Origin of the sequence: Roseateles sp. NT4 (assembly GCF_051857475.1) — a bacterium.
Taxonomy (GTDB): Bacteria; Pseudomonadota; Gammaproteobacteria; order Burkholderiales; family Burkholderiaceae_C; genus Pelomonas.
Genome location: NZ_JBPZGZ010000002.1, coordinates 1,783,189 through 1,799,438, shown reverse-complemented (window position 1 = coordinate 1,799,438; position 16,250 = coordinate 1,783,189). Strand labels below are relative to the sequence as shown.

Here is a 16,250-nt window from a genome sequence, read left to right as displayed (position 1 = left end):
CCTGGCGGTTAGAGTCAGCGCACCGGCCAGGTGCGCGCTCGACGCACCTGCCGCTCCATCAACCTGGAGGCGGTGATGCAGATGCAGTCCTTGCGAATCGGGACCCGTTTGGGCCTGGGCTTCGGCCTCGTACTTCTACTGCTCGCCATGGCCCTGGGCCTGAGCTACCGGCAGATCGGCTCCGTCGGCCCCCATATCGACCTGCTGGTGGAGCTGCAACACCGCCAGGACATCGCCCAGGACTGGCGCACCGCCACCCAGCTCAATGTCACGCGCACCGACGCCGTCGCCCGCGCCGGCGGCTCGGGCCCGGTGGCCGAATTCTTCTCGCCCGTCATCAAGACCACCAGCGCCAAGATCACCGAACTGCAGGAGAGCCTGACCAAGCTGGAAGACACCGAACGCGGCAAGGCCCTGCTCACCGACATCGGCAATGCCCGCAAGGCCTATGTCGACATCCGCAACCAGGTCTTTGCCCAGCTCAAGGCCGGCGAGGCCGACACGGCCCTGCAGACGCTGGAGGGCAAGATGCGGCCGGCGTCCGAGTCCTATGTCGCCGCCATCAGCCGCATGGCCGATTTCCAGGGCGAACGCGTGCGCCTGGAGACCCGGCAGGTCATGGAGGAGGCACGGCGCACGCAGATGATCATGCTCGTCATTGCGGTGGCCTGCCTCAGCGTTGGCGTGGCCGCCGCCTGGCTGATCACGCGCTCCGTCGTCGGCCCGTTGCGCGAGGCCATCCAGGAGGCTGAGGAGGTCGGCCGCGGCGACCTCTCACGCGACATCCGCAGCATTGGCAGCGACGAGACCGCCCAGCTGACCCAGGCCCTGGGCCAGATGCAGCAGGCCCTGCGTCATCTCGTCGGCTCGGTGCGCGAGAACGCCAACGGCGTGGCCACGGCCAGCACCGAGATCTCCCACGGCAGCAACGACCTGTCGGCCCGCACCGAACAGCAGGCCAGCGCCATCCAGCAGACGGCGGCATCGATGGAGGAGCTGTCGGCCACGGTCAGGCTCAATGCCGACAACGCCGGTGAGGCCGACCAGCTCGCGCATGACGCCAGCAACGTCGCCCGCCAGGGCGGCGAGGTCGTCGGCGAGGCGGTGCAGCGCATGCGCGGCATCGAGGAGAGCTCGCGCAAGATCGCCGACATCATCGGCACCATCGACGCCATCGCCTTCCAGACCAATATCCTCGCCTTGAACGCCGCCGTCGAGGCCGCCCGCGCCGGCGAGCAGGGCCGCGGCTTTGCCGTCGTCGCCAGTGAGGTGCGCATGCTGGCCCAGCGCAGCGCCGACGCGGCCAAGGAGATCAAGGGCCTGATCGGCGACAGCGTCGAGCGCGTCGAGCAGGGCGCCGTGCTGGTAAACAAGGCCGGCCAGACCATGGAGCAGGTTGTCACCGCGATCGGCCGCGTCGCCCAGATCGTGCGCGAGATCAGCTCGGCCAGCCGCGAACAGAGCACCGGCGTCAGCCAGGTCGGCCAGGCCATCACTCAGATGGACCAGGCGACGCAGCAGAACGCGGCGCTGGTCGAGGAAAGCGCGGCGGCGGCGGAGAGCTTGAAGGCGCAGGCGGATGAGCTGGTGAAGCTCGTCTCGACCTTCAGGACCTAGGCGCTCACCCCACGCAACGCATCATCCAGCACCTCCACCCAATGCCTGACCGGCTGGGTGGTGCCGCTCTGCAGATGCTGGATGCAGCCGACATTGGCTGACACGATCTGCTCGGCCTGCAAAGGCGCCAGGGCCGCGAGCTTGCGGTCGCGCAGCTGCTTGGACAGCTCGGGCTGCAGCACCGAGTAGGTACCGGCCGAGCCGCAGCAAAGATGGCTGTCGTGCGGCGCGCAGTCGATCCTGAATCCCAGTTCGCGCAGCGCCGTCTCCACACCGCCTTTGAGCTTTTGCCCATGCTGCAGCGTGCAGGGCGGGTGATAGGCCAGCGAACCCGGCTTGGCCTTCAGGCGAGTCTTGAGCGCCGGCACCAGTTCAGGCAGCAGCTCGCTCAAGTCCTTGGTCACCTCGCTGATGCGTTTGGCCTTGTCGGCATAGGCGCCGTCGTGAGCCAGCGCGTGGGCGTACTCCTTGACCGTCACGCCGCAGCCCGAAGCATTCATGACCAGAGCCTCGACGCGTTCGCCCATGCCCGACACCAGCGGCCACCAGGCGTCGATATTGCGGCGCATCTCGTTCAGCGCGGCCTCGTGGTCGCCGAGGTGCTCGCGGATGGCACCGCAGCAGCCGGCGCCATCGGCCACCACGGTCTGGATGCCGGCGGCGTCCAGCACCCGCGCCGTCGCCGAGTTGATATTGGGCGCCATGGCCGGCTGCACGCAGCCCAGCAGCAGGGCCACCTTTCGATTGAGCTGGCGCGTCGGCCAGTCGTGGGCCGTGGCCGGCGGCCTGGCTGGCACCTTGTCCTTCAGCGAAGCCGGCACCAAGGGCCGGAACATCTGGCCCAGCTTCATGGCCGGCTTGAACAGCGGTGAGGTCAGGCCTTCCTTCAGCAGCCAGCGCACACGCTTTTCGCCGCTGGGGCGTTCGACCTTGGCATCGACGACGCGCCGGCCGATGTCGACCAGGCGGCCGTATTCGACGCCCGAGGGGCAGGTGGTCTCGCAGTTGCGGCAGGTCAGGCAGCGGTCCAGGTGCAACTGGGTCTCGCGCGTCGGCTCCACGCCTTCCATGACCTGCTTGATCAGGTAGATGCGGCCGCGCGGGCCGTCGAGTTCGTCGCCCAGCAGCTGGTAGGTCGGGCAGGTGGCCGTGCAGAAGCCGCAGTGCACGCAGCGCCGCAGGATGGCTTCGGCTTCCGTGCCCTCGGGGGTGCCGGCGAATTCGGGGGCGAGCGTGGTCTGCATGTCGTCGTCAGGCCAGACGCTCGGCCTGCCAGGCCTGCGTCACATAGGGAAAGGCGATGCGCGGTTCGCGCAGGGCGGCAAAGCGGGGCTGCAAGGCACGCAGCTTGGCTTCGACGACCTGGCGCTCGGTCTCGGGCAGGGCCGCGATAAAGCTGACCGACGCGATGCGGTCGATGACGACCTGCTCGAAGCTGCCCTCGTGGCTGTGCGGGAACTCCGTCAGCTGCAGCGGCGCGAACAGTGATTGCCCTTCGAAGGGGCGCTTCCACTGCCCGGTGTAGTAGCGCGGTGCATCGCCCTCGTAGGGCGTGATGATGTCGGTGATGGCGGCCACCCAGTCGCAGCTCTCGTCCCGCACATTCCAGACCATGCCGAGACGACCGCCGGGCTTCAGCACGCGGTGCATTTCTCGCAGGGCTTGTGCATTGGCAAACCAGTGGAAGGCCTGGGCGCAGATCAGCACGTCGGCCTCGGCGTCCGGCAGCGGCATCGCCTCCGCCGTGCCCGCCAGGGTCCGCACCCCGGGCAGGCTTTCGGCCAGCTTGGCGCGCATGGCATCGACCGGCTCCACGGCCGTCACGGTTGCGCCGGTGCGGGCCAGCAGCTGGGTGAACTTGCCGGTGCCCGCGCCGAGATCGACCACCTGCGCACCCTGACGCACGCCGAGCACGGCGCCCAACCAGCCGCCCAGGGCCTGGGGATACTCCGGCCGACCCCGCTGGTAGCTGTCGGGGGCCAGGGTGTAGCCGCGCTGGGCGGCGTCATGGATGGGTTGACTCATCAGAGCTCCGCGTAGAGCCGGCCTGGGTTGAAGACGCCATGCGGGTCGAAGCTGGCCTTGAGACGGCTATGGATGGCCGCGAGCGGCGCGCTGAGCGGTGCAAACGCACCGGCGCTCTTGTCCCGGGACCGGAACAGCGTCGCATGCCCACCCACCTTGGCAGCCGCCTCGCGCACCGCCGCCGGCTCCATCGGCGTGACGACCCAGCGTTGGGCACCGCCCCAGTCGATGAGCTGCTCGCCGTGCAGTTTCAGCTCGGGCGCCATGCTGGGCAGGCTCAGCCGCCACATCCGCGCGCCGCCCGCCACCGCGCGCTCGGCACCGACGAAGAACTCGTCGCTCTGGTCCCGCAGGCCCATCCAGAAAGCCCCGGCCATCTCGGGCGGGATGACGTCACCGCCGAGCTTGCGCATGGCGGCCTCGACCGCCGCCTGCGCGCCGGCCAGCCGCAGCAGCAGCGCACCGTCCCACCAGGCACTGGCCTCGATGGGCAGGGGCTCGCCGCCCCAGCGGTTCATGGCCATCAGCGCGGGCGCCTGCTCGAACTCGAAGCGCAGCGTCGTCACGGCGGCCGGCAGCGGCATCACCTTCAGCGTGGCCTCGGTGATGAGTCCAAGCTGGCCCATGGAACCGGCCAGGGCGCGGCTGACGTCAAAGCCGGCCACGTTCTTCATGACGGTGCCGCCAAAGCTCAGCAACTCGCCGGCGCCATTGATCATCACGGCGCCGAGCAGGTGGTCGCGCACCGAACCCAGGGCCGCGCGGGCCGGACCGGACAGGCCGGCCGCAACCATGCCGCCGATGGTGCCCTTGCCATCGAAGCGCGGTGGCTCGAAGGCGAAGCGCTGGCGGTGCTGGGCCAGCAGGGCCTCGACGTCGAACACCGGCGTGCCCGCCAGCACGCTGATGAAAAGCTCGCTGGGCTCATAGGCCGTCACGCCGTTCAGGGCCAGCGTCGACAGCGGCTCGCCCTGCAGCGGCCCGCCGTAGAAGTCCTTGCTGCCGTGGCCGGTGAAACGCAGGGGCGCGCGCGCATCGCGCAGCTGCTGTTGAAGGTCCGCGAAATTCAAAACCGCTCCAGCTCCGGAAAGGCCAGCAGGCCGCGTTTCACATGCATGCGCCCGTACTCGGCGCAGCGGCTCAAGCTCGGGATCTGCTTGCCCGGGTTGAGCGTGCCGGCCGGGTCGAAGGCGCGCTTGAGCGCCAGCATCTGCTCGCGCTCCTCGGCGCTGAACTGCACGCACATGGAGTTCAGCTTCTCCACGCCCACGCCATGCTCGCCCGTCACCGTGCCGCCCAGGGCCACGCTGCGCTCCAGGATCTCGGCGCCAAACTGCTCGCAGCGGTGCAACTGGTCGGGGTCGTTGGCGTCGAACAGGATCAGCGGATGCAGATTGCCGTCGCCGGCATGGAAGACGTTCGCGCAGCGCAGGTCGTACTTGACCTCCATCTGCTGGATGTCGAGCAGGATGGTGGCCAGGTGCTTGCGCGGGATGGTCGAGTCCATGCACATGTAGTCGGGGCTGATGCGGCCCGACGCCGGGAAGGCGTTCTTGCGGCCGCTCCAGAACTTCAGGCGCTGGGCCTCGTTCTCGCTGACCTGGCAGCGCGTCGCGCCGGCGGCCTGCAACACGGCTTCCATGCGCGCGACCTCCTCGGCCACCTCCTCGGGCGTGCCGTCGCTCTCGCACAGCAGGATGGCTTCGGCGTCGAGGTCGTAGCCGGCATGCACGAAGTCCTCGACGGCCGCCGTCATGGGCTTGTCCATCATCTCCAGGCCCGCCGGGATGATGCCGGCCGCGATGATGGCCGCGACCGCGTCGCCGGCCTTTCGCACATCGTCGAAGCTGGCCATGATGCAGCGCGCCAGCTGGGGCTTGGGCACCAGCTTGACGGTGACCTCGGTGACGACGGCCAGCATGCCTTCGCTGCCGATGACCAAGGCCAGCAGGTCCAGGCCCGGCGCGTCCAGGGCCTCGCTGCCGAACTCGACCGCCTCGCCTTCGGCCGTGAAGCCACGCACGCGCAACACGTTGTGCAGGGTCAGGCCGTACTTCAGGCAGTGCACGCCGCCGCTGTTCTCGGCGATGTTGCCGCCGATGCTGCAGGCGATCTGGCTGCTGGGGTCGGGGGCGTAATAAAGGCCATGCGCCGCCGCGGCCTCGCTGATGGCGAGATTGCGCACGCCGCATTGCACACGGGCTGTGCGCGACAACGGGTCGATGGACAGGATGCGGTTGAACTTGGCCAGGGCCAGCGTGACACCCAGTTCATGCGGCATCGCACCGCCGCTCAGGCCGGTGCCGGCGCCGCGCGCCACGACCGGAATACCGAGGCGGTGGCAGGCCTTGAGCACCGCCGCCACCTGGGCCTCGGTCTCCGGTAGGGCCACGGCCAGCGGTCGCTGGCGGTAGGCGGTCAGGCCGTCGCATTCATAGGGCGTGGTCTGCTCGGCCTGGTGCAGCAGCGCATGCGCCGGCAGCAAGGGCGCCAGGGCCGCGACCAGGGCGGCGCGGCGGGCGGCGAGATCGACGGGAGCGTTCATCGTGCCGACGACTTTAGCCGCGGCCGCGGCCGCGATCAGAAGCCGGCGGCGTCGACTCAAGTGCTGCGTCGCCGCGGCGTCTTGGCGGCGGTCTTGGCCGGCGTCTTGACAGCCGTCTTGGCCGCGGTCCTGGCGGCCGGCTTGGGGTTGGCCCCGGCCGCAAAGCCCTTGGCGACGCTGCCAACCACCGAACCCGGCACGCTGGCCGCACGCTTGAGAGTCTCGCTGGCGGCATCGAAGCTCTGCTTGACCAGGTTGCCGGCGAGGTTCTTGGCCGCGTCGGTGGCCGTGTCCTTCATGGCTGATGTTGCCAGCTGGGTGAACTGCTGGCTCAGGGCCGCCCACCACTGTGTCGGGTCGACGACGGCGGCCGGGTTGTCGGCCACGGCCTTGGCCGCATTGCCGGCGGTCTTGGCCGCCACCGTGGCGGTTTTGGCGGCTGTCTTCACGGCCGTCTTGGCGGCGGCCTGGGCCACTGGCGCCGCGGCAGCCAGGATTTCGGGCGGAATCGCCGGCCAGGGTGAGCCGTCGCCGCCGGTGGGCAGCTTGAGGCTGTCGCGCAGGTCGGCCAGGGGCACGTTCATGGACTTCAGCGTGGACAGCGTCATGCGCTGCACTTCCAGGGCCTGGATGGTGGCGGCCAGCATGCGGGCGTTTTGCTCCAGCCAGAACTGCACGGTGCGCAGCTCCTCGATGCGCTTGCTCAGCTCCTCGGGGTTCAGCGTGGGCGCCACCCACTGGCCGATGCCCGGCAGGGCCGAACCGGCGTTCTTGACGAGGCCTTGCAGGAACTCGAAGCCGGGCACGAACTTGGTGAAGCTGTTGTCGCTCATGTCTTGTCTCCTGTGTTCGCTTTGATCCTACTTGCTGGGCAACAGCGGCTCGACGGTAAAACCCTGCTCCGCCAACAACCGCGGCAGGGCCCGCGGCCCGCTCATGTGCAGCGCCCCCACCGCCACCAGCAGGCGTTGTCCGGCGCCATGCAGGGCCGCGATGCGCTCGGCCAGCGGGCCGTTGCGGTCGTCGTTGACGCGCTGGAGCCAGGCGCGTTCGGCCGGGCTGTCGGCGCAGGCACACCAGCGCGGGTAGTTGGCCAGGGTGGCCAGATCGCCGCGCGACCAGGCCTGGGCGAGCTTGCGCAGCGGCTCCCTGATCTGGCCCTGGTTCAACTGGCGCAGCGCGCCGTCGATGATGACCGGCAACTCGGCGGCCTGCGGCTCCAGGGCCTGCAACTGCTCCTGCACGCTCTCCAGCGACTGCACCGGCCGGCCTTCGGACTTGGCCCAGGCCAGCAGCATGACGTCCTGGCCAAAGCCGGCATCGAAACCGTCGCGGCGGGCCTCCAGCAGCGACAGCATGCTGAGCTGCAGCATGACCGGCGCCGCGCTCAGGCTGCCCGGCGCCAGGCAGGCCATGCGGGTCTGGGCGTCCAGGCGCCGGGCGAGGGCCGCCGGCAAGGGGGCCGGCTTGGGCAGGGCGGCCAGCACGGCGCCGACCTCCGCCGGGTCGAGCTCGACGGCCAGCACCTCGGTCTCGGCCCAGGCCGCGCGCAGGGCCGGCCCCGGGTAGGCCCAATCGGCCTTGCCGACATGCAGGCTGCCGTAGAGATAGCTGCTGTGGCCGCCGCGGCTGATGCGCCACAGCACGCCGCGGTCGGGCGCCTTGGCGGCCCAGGTCGCGGCCTGGTCGGCCGTGGGCAGGGCCGGCACGGGCGGGCAGGCGGCCTGGGCACTGCCGATGAGGAAGACGAACAGGAGGGCGCGGATCATGGATTCGGTTCGATGCGGAGCTCGCCGGGCTTTTGCGAGAAGTGCAGGCGGCCCAGCACGTCCATGCCGAGCAGGGGCGCGGCCAGGTCGGGCAGCACGGCTACCATCAGGCGGTTGGCACGCACGCCGCCTTCCAGCGTCACGTCGGTGCGCGCCACAAAGCCCTGGGCGGTACCGGCGGCCGTCTGTGTCGTGATGCTGCCCAGCGGCTTGAGCCCGACGCGCTGCGCCAGCGCCTGCGGCAGGGCCGTCGTTGTGGCGCCGGTGTCGACCAGGAAGTCCACCGCGACGCCATCCACCCGCCCCGGCCAGTGGAAATGGCCGTCGTCTGAACGCGTCAGCACGACGACCTCGCCGGCCAGCTGGAAGCGGCTGGACTGCCGCTCACGTTCCCAATACTTGAAGCCCAGGAAGATGACCAGGCCGATGAGCAGCCAGATGGTCAGCAGCTTGAGGGTGTGTGGCAAATCCTGGTGAGACACAAGGGCGTGGGGTTTGTCGGGGCGTCAACGATAACCGCGCGGCTCAGAATCACGGGCATGAAGCTGCTGCCGCCCCTGCTGCTCGCCGCCTGCGCCTCGGCCCAGGCACACCCCTTCGCGGCCGTCGAATGGATGGCCGGTTGCTGGGCGCAGGCCGGCCGTGAGGCCGGCACCGTCGAGCAGTGGATGGCGCCCGCCGGCGGCCTGATGCTGGGCATGGCGCGCACGCTGAAGGACGGCCGCGTCGTCGAGTTCGAGTTCATGCAGATCCGCGCCGATGCCGAGGGCCGGCTGAGCTTCATCGCCCAGCCCCAGGGCCGGCCGCCGACGGAGTTCGCCTTGCTGCGTCAAGGCGATGCCGAGGCCGTGTTCGAGAACGCCACGCACGACTTCCCGCAGCGCGTCATCTACCGCCGCGAGGCTGCCGACCGCCTGATGGCCCGCATCGAGGGCACGCTGAAAGGCAAGGAGCGCGGCATCGACTTCCCCATGCAGCGCACGGCCTGCCCGTGAACGCCTTGCTGCTGGCCCTGCTACTCGCCGGCGCCGCCGACGACGCCGTGCTGAACCGTTTCAACGATCCCTTCGAGGCCGTCTCCAGCGACATCGGCGACTGCCCCGAGCCGCGCGGCCCGCGGGTCACGGCGGCCGAAGCGCGGGTGCAGGCCCACCACCGCGCCGAACGCGGCACGACCTGCTGGCTCCAGGGTGAATGCAGCGAGCCCAATGCCTTCCGCTACGACGCCGGCATCGCGGCCGCGCTGCGTGAACGTCTGCGAGGCGCCGCGGCCACCAAGCCCAGCAGCCTCTGGTTCACGGTGCAGGGCCGGGTCGTCTACCTGGAAGGCTGCGTCGAACGCACCGGGCAGGGCGCCGAACTGGAGGCCCTGGCACGTGGATTGCCCAATGTTCAGCAGGCCCTGGCCCTGGTGCGGGTGGGCCGCCAAGGCGCCCTGCCCTATCGCCGCCTGGATTGACCTGCCACCATGGCCACCATGCAACTGCTGAAACGACTCGCCACCCTGCTCACGCTGACCGCCCTGCTGGGCCTGATCGGCTGTTCCAGCCTGACGCTGGCCTATGGCCAGTTGCCCCTGCTGGCCGGCTTGTGGGCCGACAACTACCTGGACCTGGACAGCCGGCAGCGCGCCCAGCTGAAGACGCAGTTGCAAGCCTGGCAGGCCTGGCACCGGCGCGAGGAGCTGCCGCAATGGATCGCCCTGCTGCGCCAGGCCAACGCAGCCCTGGACGACGGCGTGACCCATGACGAACTGCTGGCCCTGGAGCGCGGCGCGCGCGCCAGCGTCGAGCGTTGCCTGCAGCACGCCGCGCCGCTGGCCGCGCCGGTGCTGGCCGGGCTCAGGCCCGAGCAATGGCAGCATCTGCAGAAGAAGATGGACGAGAAGACCGAGGAGTGGCGCGACAAGATTGGCGGCCCGCGCGGCGCGGACGAACGCGCCAAGCGCTACACGACCAACCTCGAACGCTGGCTGGGCGACCTGGACCGGCCGCTGCGGCGCCAGGCGGCGGCCGATGCAAAAAGCTGGCACTTCGATCTGGCCCTGATGAGCCAGGGCCGCACCCAGCGCCAGACGCGCCTGGTTCAGGCCCTGCGCGCCTGGTCGCACCAGGACTTCGCCACCGGCACCGCGATGCTGATGCAGGACAGCCAAACCCTGCCCGCGGAGATGCCCTATCGCGAAGAGATCATCACCAGCCTGCTGAAGCTGCTCAACGGCATGGACACCGCCCAGCGCGAGGCCCTGCGCAAGCACTGGGCCGACTGGTCCAACGAGCTGCGCAGCCTGCAGGCCGCGCACTGAGTTTCAAGAGCGCAACGCCGCCACCGCGGACAGGCGCGCGGCCCGGCGTGCCGGCACCCAGACCGCCAGCTGGCCCAGCACCCACAGCGTCAGCGCGCCGGCAAGCAGGTAGAGCCAGGGCAGGCGCGGCAACTCGTAGCTCTGCATCAGCAGCTGGCTCAGGGCCCAGGCGCCCACCAGGCCGATGAGGATGCCGGTCGTCGTCAGCAGCAGGTTCTCGAGCTGGAAGTAGCGCAGGATCTGGCTCTCGGTCGCCCCCAGGGCGCGGCGCGTGCCGATCATGCGGGTGCGCTGCTGCACCCAGAAGCTGGCCAGGCCGACGATGCCCATGGCCGTCACCAGCAGCAGGGCCACGCAGACGCCGCCCATCAGCCAGGCCATGGCACGGTCCTGGGCATAGAAGGCCGAACGCATCTCGGTCAGCGAGCGCGCCTGGGTCACGACGCGGCCCTTGTCGCCCTCTTCCAGCACGGCCGTCACGGCCTTGATCTGCGCATCGAGCTTGCCCGGTTCGGCACGGATGACGTAGGAGCCGCCGCCGCGCAGCGGCAGGATCATGGCGGCGCCCCGGCCATCGCTGCGCGCACGGTGCAGCTGGGTGTGGGTCAGGGTCTCGACGACGCCGATGATGGTCGACGGCGAGCTGCCGAACAGATAGATGGTCTTGCCCACCGCCGACTGCCCGGGGAACAGCCTCTCGGCCATCACCTTGTTGACGATGAGCTGGGGGATCTTGGGATCGGCGACGCTGAAGGCCTGGAAGCTGTCGAGGATCTCATCGGTCGTGAAGTTGCGGCCTTCAACCAGCTTGAGCCCGAAGGTGGGGATCAGCTGTTCGTCGGCGGCGTACTGCGACGCGTTGATGCGCACGCCCTTGTTGTCAGGCTCCAGCGACGCGCCGCTGTTGTTGCTGTTGTTCCCGTAGACGATCTGGTTGGCGACCGTCGCCGCCTTTACGCCGGGCACGGCTCGCACGCGGGCCAGGTCCTCGGCCACGATGCTGGCGGTGCGCTCGGGCAGCTGGGGCTTGCTGCCGCGCAGGGTCAGCACGGCGATCTCGGACTCGGCCATGCCGCTGTCGGCGTTCAGCGCCTCGATGCGGGTCTGGATGAGGTGCAGGGCATTGGTGACGATGCCGCAGGACAGCGCCACCTCCAGCACGATGAGGCCGGCTGCGATGCGGTGGCGGCGCAGCGTCGACAGGATGGGCATCAGGTCTTTCATCACTGCACCTTGAGTTGGACGGCGGGGGTGACGAGGGCGGCGCGCCAGGCGGGCAGCAGGCCGGCGATCAGGCTGGCCAGCAGGGCCAGGCCGAGGGTCAGGGCCAACATGCTGCCGTCGAGCTCGGCCAGGCGGGCGTAGTCGTTCGGGCTCTGGCGCACCAGCCACAGGCCGCCCTGAGCGAACAGCAGGCCCAGCAGGGCGCCGGCCAGGCCGAGCAGGCCGGCCTCGACGACGAATTGCTGGAAGATGTCGCTGCGCTGGGCCCCCAGGGCGCGGCGCACGCCGATCTCGCCGCTGCGACGCAGGGTCTTGGCCAGCAGCAGGCCCACCATGTTGACGACGCAGACGGCCAGGAAGCCGAAGGCCAGCCAGGTCTGCAGGCGCACGTCGGCGGGCAGCACCTTCTGGGCGCCCAGCCAGTCCATCACGCTGCGCAGGCGCACATTGGTCGGGCGCTCGAAACGGCCGGCCTTGCGCTGGGCCTCGGAGTAGGCGGTGAGGTAGTCGCGGTAGGCGGCGGCGTCCTCGGGCTTGGCGAACTCGACCCAGTACTGGATCCAGGAGCAGCTGGCGTTCAGGTCCAGCGAACTGCCGCCATTGGCGCCCTTGCCCCAGCAGTCCATATTGCCCCAGTGGCCCATCTTCAGGAACATGGCCGTGGAGAAGGGCAGGTAGAAGTCTTCGGTCTCGGTGTAGCTGCCCAGGGTCAGGTCCCAGAAGTGGGGCTGCACCTTCCAGGGCTTGAGCACGCCGACGACACGCAGCGGCTGGCCGCGCACGATCACTTCCTTGCCGACGCTGTTGCCGCCGCCGAAAAGCTTCTCGTTCAGCGACGCCGAGATGACGGCGACACGGCCCTCGCCCTCGTCTTCCGCGGCCGTCCAGCCACTGCCGTACTGCCAGGGCGCGTCGAACATCGCGAAGAAGTCGGCCGAGGTCATGCGCACGCCGGAGAAGATCGGCTTGACGTTGGCGTCGGGCAGGCCGACGGCGGTGTTGAAGCCGCTGGACATGGTCTGGCGCAGGGCCTTCTTGTCGCGCAGCAGGGCCGTCGCGTCGTAGCGGGTCAGGTCGAAGGTGGGCTCCTCGCCGACCTTCCAGCCCACCATGTCCGAGGCATCGAGCTGCACATTGAACAGCCTGGCACTCTTGTGCGGAATCGGGTCGCCGGACAGCACGTGATAGACGGTCAGCGTCGTCATGCAGGCGCCGATGCCCAGGGCCAGGGCCAGCACCATCAACGCGGAGAGGCCCTTGGCGGCCAGCGTGTTGCGCCAGGCAAGTTCGAGGTAATGAAGAAACATCAGCGTGTCTCCAACAAAGCGTTGACGGTGGCGAGTTCGGTGTCGCCGAGAGAGCCGGCTGCCTGGTGCAGGGCCAGCAAGGCCAGCACATGGCGGTGGCGGGCCTGGGTCTGGGCGTTCTGCGCGCCGGCCAGGGTCTGGATGGCGAGCAGCAGGTCGGTGGTGCTGCGCGTGCCCAGGGTCAGGCCGGTGCGCGTGGCTTCCAGGGCGCGCTCGGCCGCCTGGACGGCGACCTGGGTGGACTGCAATTGCGCGGCGCCCTGGCCGACGGCCAGATGCTGGGCACGCACATCGCGCAGCACGGCGCGGCGACCGGCTTCGAGCTGCTCGCGGGCGGCGTCGCGCTGGAAGCCGGCGCGATCGGTGGCAGCGGCCACGGCGCCGCCGGCAAACAGCGGCACGGTCAGGCGCACACCCACCGTCGTCGGCGTGCGGCTGGCGTCGAAGGCGGTGACGCCGTCACCACGGCGCCGGTTGGTGTCCACGCCCACGCTCAGCGTCGGCAGATGGCCGGCACGGGCGGAGGAGATGCGCTGCTCGCTGGCCTGCACATCCAGCTGCAGGGCGCGCAGCTCGGGATTGGCCTGCAGGGCGCGCTGGGCCCAGGCCTCGGCGTCGTCGGGCAGGGGCTGGGCAGTCAGGTCACGGCGCAGCGGCTGCAGGGACGCAGGCGCGGCACCGGTCAGCTGGGCCAGGGCCTCGCGGGCATCGGCGACGGCGGCCTCGGCCGCCAGGGTATTGCCACGCGCCAGTTCGCGATAGGCACGCGACTGGTCGGCCTCGACCTGGGCCGACAGGCCGGACTTGAAGCGGGTCTCGGCCTCGTTGACCTGGCGGTCGAAGGCTTCCTCGTTGGCGCGGGCCGTGGCCAGCTGGGCCTGGGCCGACAGCAGGCCGAAATAGGCCTCGGCGACCCGCTCGCGTGCGGCCTGCTCGGCGGCGGCCAGTCGGGCCGACTGGGCCGAGGCGTCGCTGCGGCTGGCATCCCAGGCACGCAGAGCGGCCAGGTCGAACAGCGGCTGGCTCAGGCTGCTGGTGGTCGTGCGCGTGCGGGCACCGCTGCCGTTCTCGCGCTCTTCGCTGCTCTGCACATTCCATTGCGGCAGCAGCGCGGCGCGGGCTTCGCGCGAAGCGGCTTCCTGCGCGCCGTTGTAGGCGGCAGCCTGGCGCAGCAGCGGGTCGGCCGCGCGCGCCTGGGCCCAGACCTGCAGCAGGTCGTCGGCCCGCGCCGCATGAGCGGTCAGCAGCGCGAGGACAAGGATCAATCGACGCATGGAGTTCAAGCCACGGCCAGTGCAGCCGCCTGCAACTCGGCGGTCAGGTCGACGACCTGGCCGTCGATGACGTGCACATTGCGCTGGGCGCGGGCGGCGAGCTGCGGGTCATGGGTCACCATGACGATGGTGGCGCCGTCGCGGTGCAGCTCTTCCAGCAGCTCCATGACGCTGCGCGCCATCGCGCTGTCCAGGTTGCCGGTCGGTTCGTCGGCGAGCAGCAGGCGCGGTTCACCCGCGAGTGCTCGCGCGATGGCGACACGCTGCTGCTGTCCGCCGGACAGCTCGTTGGGATAGTGCTTGCCGCGGGCCGACAGGCCGACGCGGGCCAGGGCGTCGGCGGCGCGCTTCTTGCGCTCGGCGCCGCTCATGCCGCGGTAGCGCAGCGGCACTTCGATGTTGTCGAGCACGCTGAGGTCGGGAATCAGGTTGAAGGCCTGGAAGATGAAGCCGATCTTCTGGTTGCGGATGCGCGAGCGCTCGCCATCGCCCATGCGGCTGACGTCGATGCCGTCCAGCATGTAGCGGCCGGCGCTGAAGGCCTCCAGCAGGCCGGCAATGGTCAAGAAGGTCGTCTTGCCCGAGCCCGAGGGCCCGGTCACCGCGACGAACTCGCCCTCGTTGACGGTCAGGTTGAAGTCGCGCAGCGCATAGGTCTCGACCATCTCGGTGCGGTAGACCTTCTGCAGTTTTTCCATTTGAAGCATGGCTTGTCTTCCTCTTCCTTAATCCGCAATGAGGACGCGGTCCGCGCCCTTGAAGTTGTCCGAACCGGAGATGACGACGCGGTCACCCGCCGACAGGCCCGAGATGACCTCGACCCTTTCCAGCGAACGTGCGCCCAGCTTGACGGCGACCTTCTCGGCCACGCCGTTGCGAACCACATAGGCATAGCTGCCGCCGCCCTCGTCGACGAAGCTGCCGCGGGCCACGCCCAGCACCTTGTCGCGCTTGTCCAGCAGCACGCGTACCGACAGGCGCTGGTTCTGGCGCAGCTGATCGGGCTGGGTGCCGGCAAAGCGCAGCCGCGCCGCGACCTCGCCGTTGACGACCTCGGGCGAGACCGAGCTGACCTGGCCGGCCCAGCGCTGGCCGTTGCCGCTGATCTCGCCGGGCATGCCGGGCTGCAGCTCGCGGGCGAAGCTCTCAGCCACCTGCATCTGCACTTCCAGGGCCGACAGGTCGATGACCGACAGCAGCTTGGCGTCGCGGGCGACGTTGGTGCGGTCGGGGATGAAGAGCTGGCCGACCTGGCCGTCCACCGGCGAGCGCACCTGCAGCTCGGCCACCTGGCGCTCCAGGTCGGACACCAGCAGCTGCTGGCGGGCCAGCGCGCTCTGCTTGGCCTGCACATCGAGCTTGAGGCTGTCGGTCTTCAGGCCGCGCAGGTCGCGGGCCTGGTCCAGGGCCAGCTTGGCCTTGGCCAGGGCGTCCTGGGCGCGCTCGACCTGCATGCGCGCCGTGGCGCCGGCCTCGAAGGCCTGGGTTTGACGGGCCAGGTCGTTCTGGGCCGTCTGCTGGTCGATGCGGGCGTTCTCGTAGGCGCTCTGCAGGGCGGCCGACTGCTGGCGGGCCTCGACTTCGGCACGGGCCAGATCGGCGCGCAAAGCGTCGACATTGCTGCGCTCCTGGGCCAGGCGGTTGGTCAGCTCGGGCGAATCGACCTTGGCCAGCACCTGGTTGCGCTTGACCGGGTCGCCGGCCTGCACGGCCAGGGTCGCGGTGCCGGCGCCGGGGGCGAACAGCGTGGGGCTCTGGGCGGCGACGACGCGGCCTTCGCCGGCCACGTCACGCGTCAGCGGTGCCACCTCGACGGTGGCGATGGACAGGCGGGCGGCGCTGACGGCCTGGTCGGCCGACAGCATCTGCTTGATGCGGCCGCCGCCCAGCAGGGCAACGGCGGCAATGACGGCGGCAGCGCCGCCCAGCATCAGGGGCCAGCGCCGGGACTGTGGCGCCAGGGGTCGGTCCTGCTCGGTGGTGTCGCGAAAGCGGGTGTTCATGCCCTGGTTTTCGCAAGCGCTGTGCCAGCCCCTGAACCGTGACAAATCAACGGCTTGGCGGCGACAAGACTGTCCGCGGACAGTTTGCGGACAGTCCGTACAAGGTCAGCAACCGTCCGCAGCGTTTGCTTACGAAAGTGCACAACTGGTGGCGAGACGACACCGGCCGCGACGCCCAAGA

General features: G+C 69.9%; 16 protein-coding genes. 4 read left to right on the top strand and 12 right to left on the bottom strand.

The window, feature by feature from the left end; translation table 11 throughout:
- The first annotated feature begins 30 nt into the window (after window positions 1-30).
- A complete protein-coding gene (locus tag ACS5PN_RS18075) occupies window positions 31-1,617 on the top strand; it encodes a methyl-accepting chemotaxis protein (RefSeq protein ID WP_439465368.1) in 1,587 nt (528 codons plus the stop codon).
- On the opposite strand, the gene glcF is transcribed toward ACS5PN_RS18075, so the two are convergent.
- Genes glcF through ACS5PN_RS18040 form a run of 7 tightly spaced genes read right to left on the bottom strand, consistent with a single transcriptional unit; the run spans window position 1,614 to window position 8,423 of the window.
- Entirely contained in the window at window positions 1,614-2,861 is a 1,248-nt protein-coding gene (gene glcF / locus ACS5PN_RS18070) for a glycolate oxidase subunit GlcF (RefSeq protein WP_439465367.1), read from the bottom strand. The genes ACS5PN_RS18075 and glcF overlap by 4 nt on opposite strands.
- Before the next feature lie 7 nt (window positions 2,862-2,868).
- Window positions 2,869-3,642: a class I SAM-dependent methyltransferase gene (locus ACS5PN_RS18065; protein WP_439465366.1), complete on the bottom strand. Its 774-nt coding sequence runs from the start codon at window positions 3,640-3,642 to the stop codon at window positions 2,869-2,871.
- Window positions 3,642-4,712, bottom strand: a complete 1,071-nt coding sequence (gene glcE, locus ACS5PN_RS18060; protein WP_439465365.1) for a glycolate oxidase subunit GlcE — start codon at window positions 4,710-4,712, stop codon at window positions 3,642-3,644. The genes ACS5PN_RS18065 and glcE overlap by 1 nt, the downstream gene beginning before the upstream one ends.
- Window positions 4,709-6,187 carry an FAD-linked oxidase C-terminal domain-containing protein gene (locus ACS5PN_RS18055; protein ID WP_439465364.1) on the bottom strand — a complete coding sequence of 493 codons (1,479 nt, stop codon included), beginning with the start codon at window positions 6,185-6,187 and terminating at the stop codon, window positions 4,709-4,711. The genes glcE and ACS5PN_RS18055 overlap by 4 nt, the downstream gene beginning before the upstream one ends.
- 56 nt (window positions 6,188-6,243) lie before the next feature.
- The gene (locus tag ACS5PN_RS18050) at window positions 6,244-7,020 is read right to left on the bottom strand and encodes a PhaM family polyhydroxyalkanoate granule multifunctional regulatory protein (RefSeq protein ID WP_439465363.1); all 777 of its coding nucleotides are present in this window, start codon (window positions 7,018-7,020) and stop codon (window positions 6,244-6,246) included.
- A 27-nt stretch (window positions 7,021-7,047) separates the two neighbouring features.
- The gene (locus ACS5PN_RS18045) at window positions 7,048-7,956 is read right to left on the bottom strand and encodes a TraB/GumN family protein (protein ID WP_439465362.1); all 909 of its coding nucleotides are present in this window, start codon (window positions 7,954-7,956) and stop codon (window positions 7,048-7,050) included.
- Window positions 7,953-8,423, bottom strand: a complete 471-nt coding sequence (locus tag ACS5PN_RS18040) for a retropepsin-like aspartic protease family protein (protein WP_439465361.1) — start codon at window positions 8,421-8,423, stop codon at window positions 7,953-7,955. Before ACS5PN_RS18040 ends, ACS5PN_RS18045 begins: the two co-directional genes overlap by 4 nt.
- A 72-nt stretch (window positions 8,424-8,495) precedes the next feature.
- Between ACS5PN_RS18040 and ACS5PN_RS18035 the strand changes: the two genes are divergently transcribed.
- The 3 genes from ACS5PN_RS18035 to ACS5PN_RS18025 are packed head-to-tail and all read left to right on the top strand — an operon-like array spanning window position 8,496 to window position 10,261.
- Window positions 8,496-8,951, top strand: a complete 456-nt coding sequence (locus tag ACS5PN_RS18035) for a DUF6265 family protein (protein ID WP_439465360.1) — start codon at window positions 8,496-8,498, stop codon at window positions 8,949-8,951.
- Window positions 8,948-9,415 (top strand): BON domain-containing protein, encoded by a 468-nt coding sequence (locus ACS5PN_RS18030; RefSeq protein WP_439465359.1) that lies wholly within the window; start codon window positions 8,948-8,950, stop codon window positions 9,413-9,415. The genes ACS5PN_RS18035 and ACS5PN_RS18030 overlap by 4 nt, the downstream gene beginning before the upstream one ends.
- A gap of 9 nt (window positions 9,416-9,424) precedes the next feature.
- Window positions 9,425-10,261, top strand: coding sequence for a DUF6279 family lipoprotein (locus tag ACS5PN_RS18025; protein WP_439465358.1), 837 nt, complete (start codon window positions 9,425-9,427; stop codon window positions 10,259-10,261).
- A 3-nt stretch (window positions 10,262-10,264) separates the two neighbouring features.
- Here the strand turns inward: ACS5PN_RS18025 and ACS5PN_RS18020 are convergent, their stop codons facing one another.
- Genes ACS5PN_RS18020 through ACS5PN_RS18000 form a run of 5 tightly spaced genes read right to left on the bottom strand, consistent with a single transcriptional unit; the run spans window position 10,265 to window position 16,069 of the window.
- Window positions 10,265-11,485: an ABC transporter permease gene (locus ACS5PN_RS18020; protein ID WP_439465357.1), complete on the bottom strand. Its 1,221-nt coding sequence runs from the start codon at window positions 11,483-11,485 to the stop codon at window positions 10,265-10,267.
- Window positions 11,485-12,792, bottom strand: a complete 1,308-nt coding sequence (locus ACS5PN_RS18015; protein ID WP_439465356.1) for an ABC transporter permease — start codon at window positions 12,790-12,792, stop codon at window positions 11,485-11,487. The genes ACS5PN_RS18020 and ACS5PN_RS18015 overlap by 1 nt, the downstream gene beginning before the upstream one ends.
- Window positions 12,792-14,066, bottom strand: a complete 1,275-nt coding sequence (locus ACS5PN_RS18010; protein ID WP_439465355.1) for a TolC family outer membrane protein — start codon at window positions 14,064-14,066, stop codon at window positions 12,792-12,794. The genes ACS5PN_RS18015 and ACS5PN_RS18010 overlap by 1 nt, the downstream gene beginning before the upstream one ends.
- Window positions 14,067-14,071: 5 nt before the next feature.
- Window positions 14,072-14,773, bottom strand: a complete 702-nt coding sequence (locus tag ACS5PN_RS18005) for an ABC transporter ATP-binding protein (protein WP_439465354.1) — start codon at window positions 14,771-14,773, stop codon at window positions 14,072-14,074.
- An 18-nt stretch (window positions 14,774-14,791) separates the two neighbouring features.
- A complete protein-coding gene (locus tag ACS5PN_RS18000; RefSeq protein WP_439465353.1) occupies window positions 14,792-16,069 on the bottom strand; it encodes an efflux RND transporter periplasmic adaptor subunit in 1,278 nt (425 codons plus the stop codon).
- Window positions 16,070-16,250: the final 181 nt, after the last annotated feature.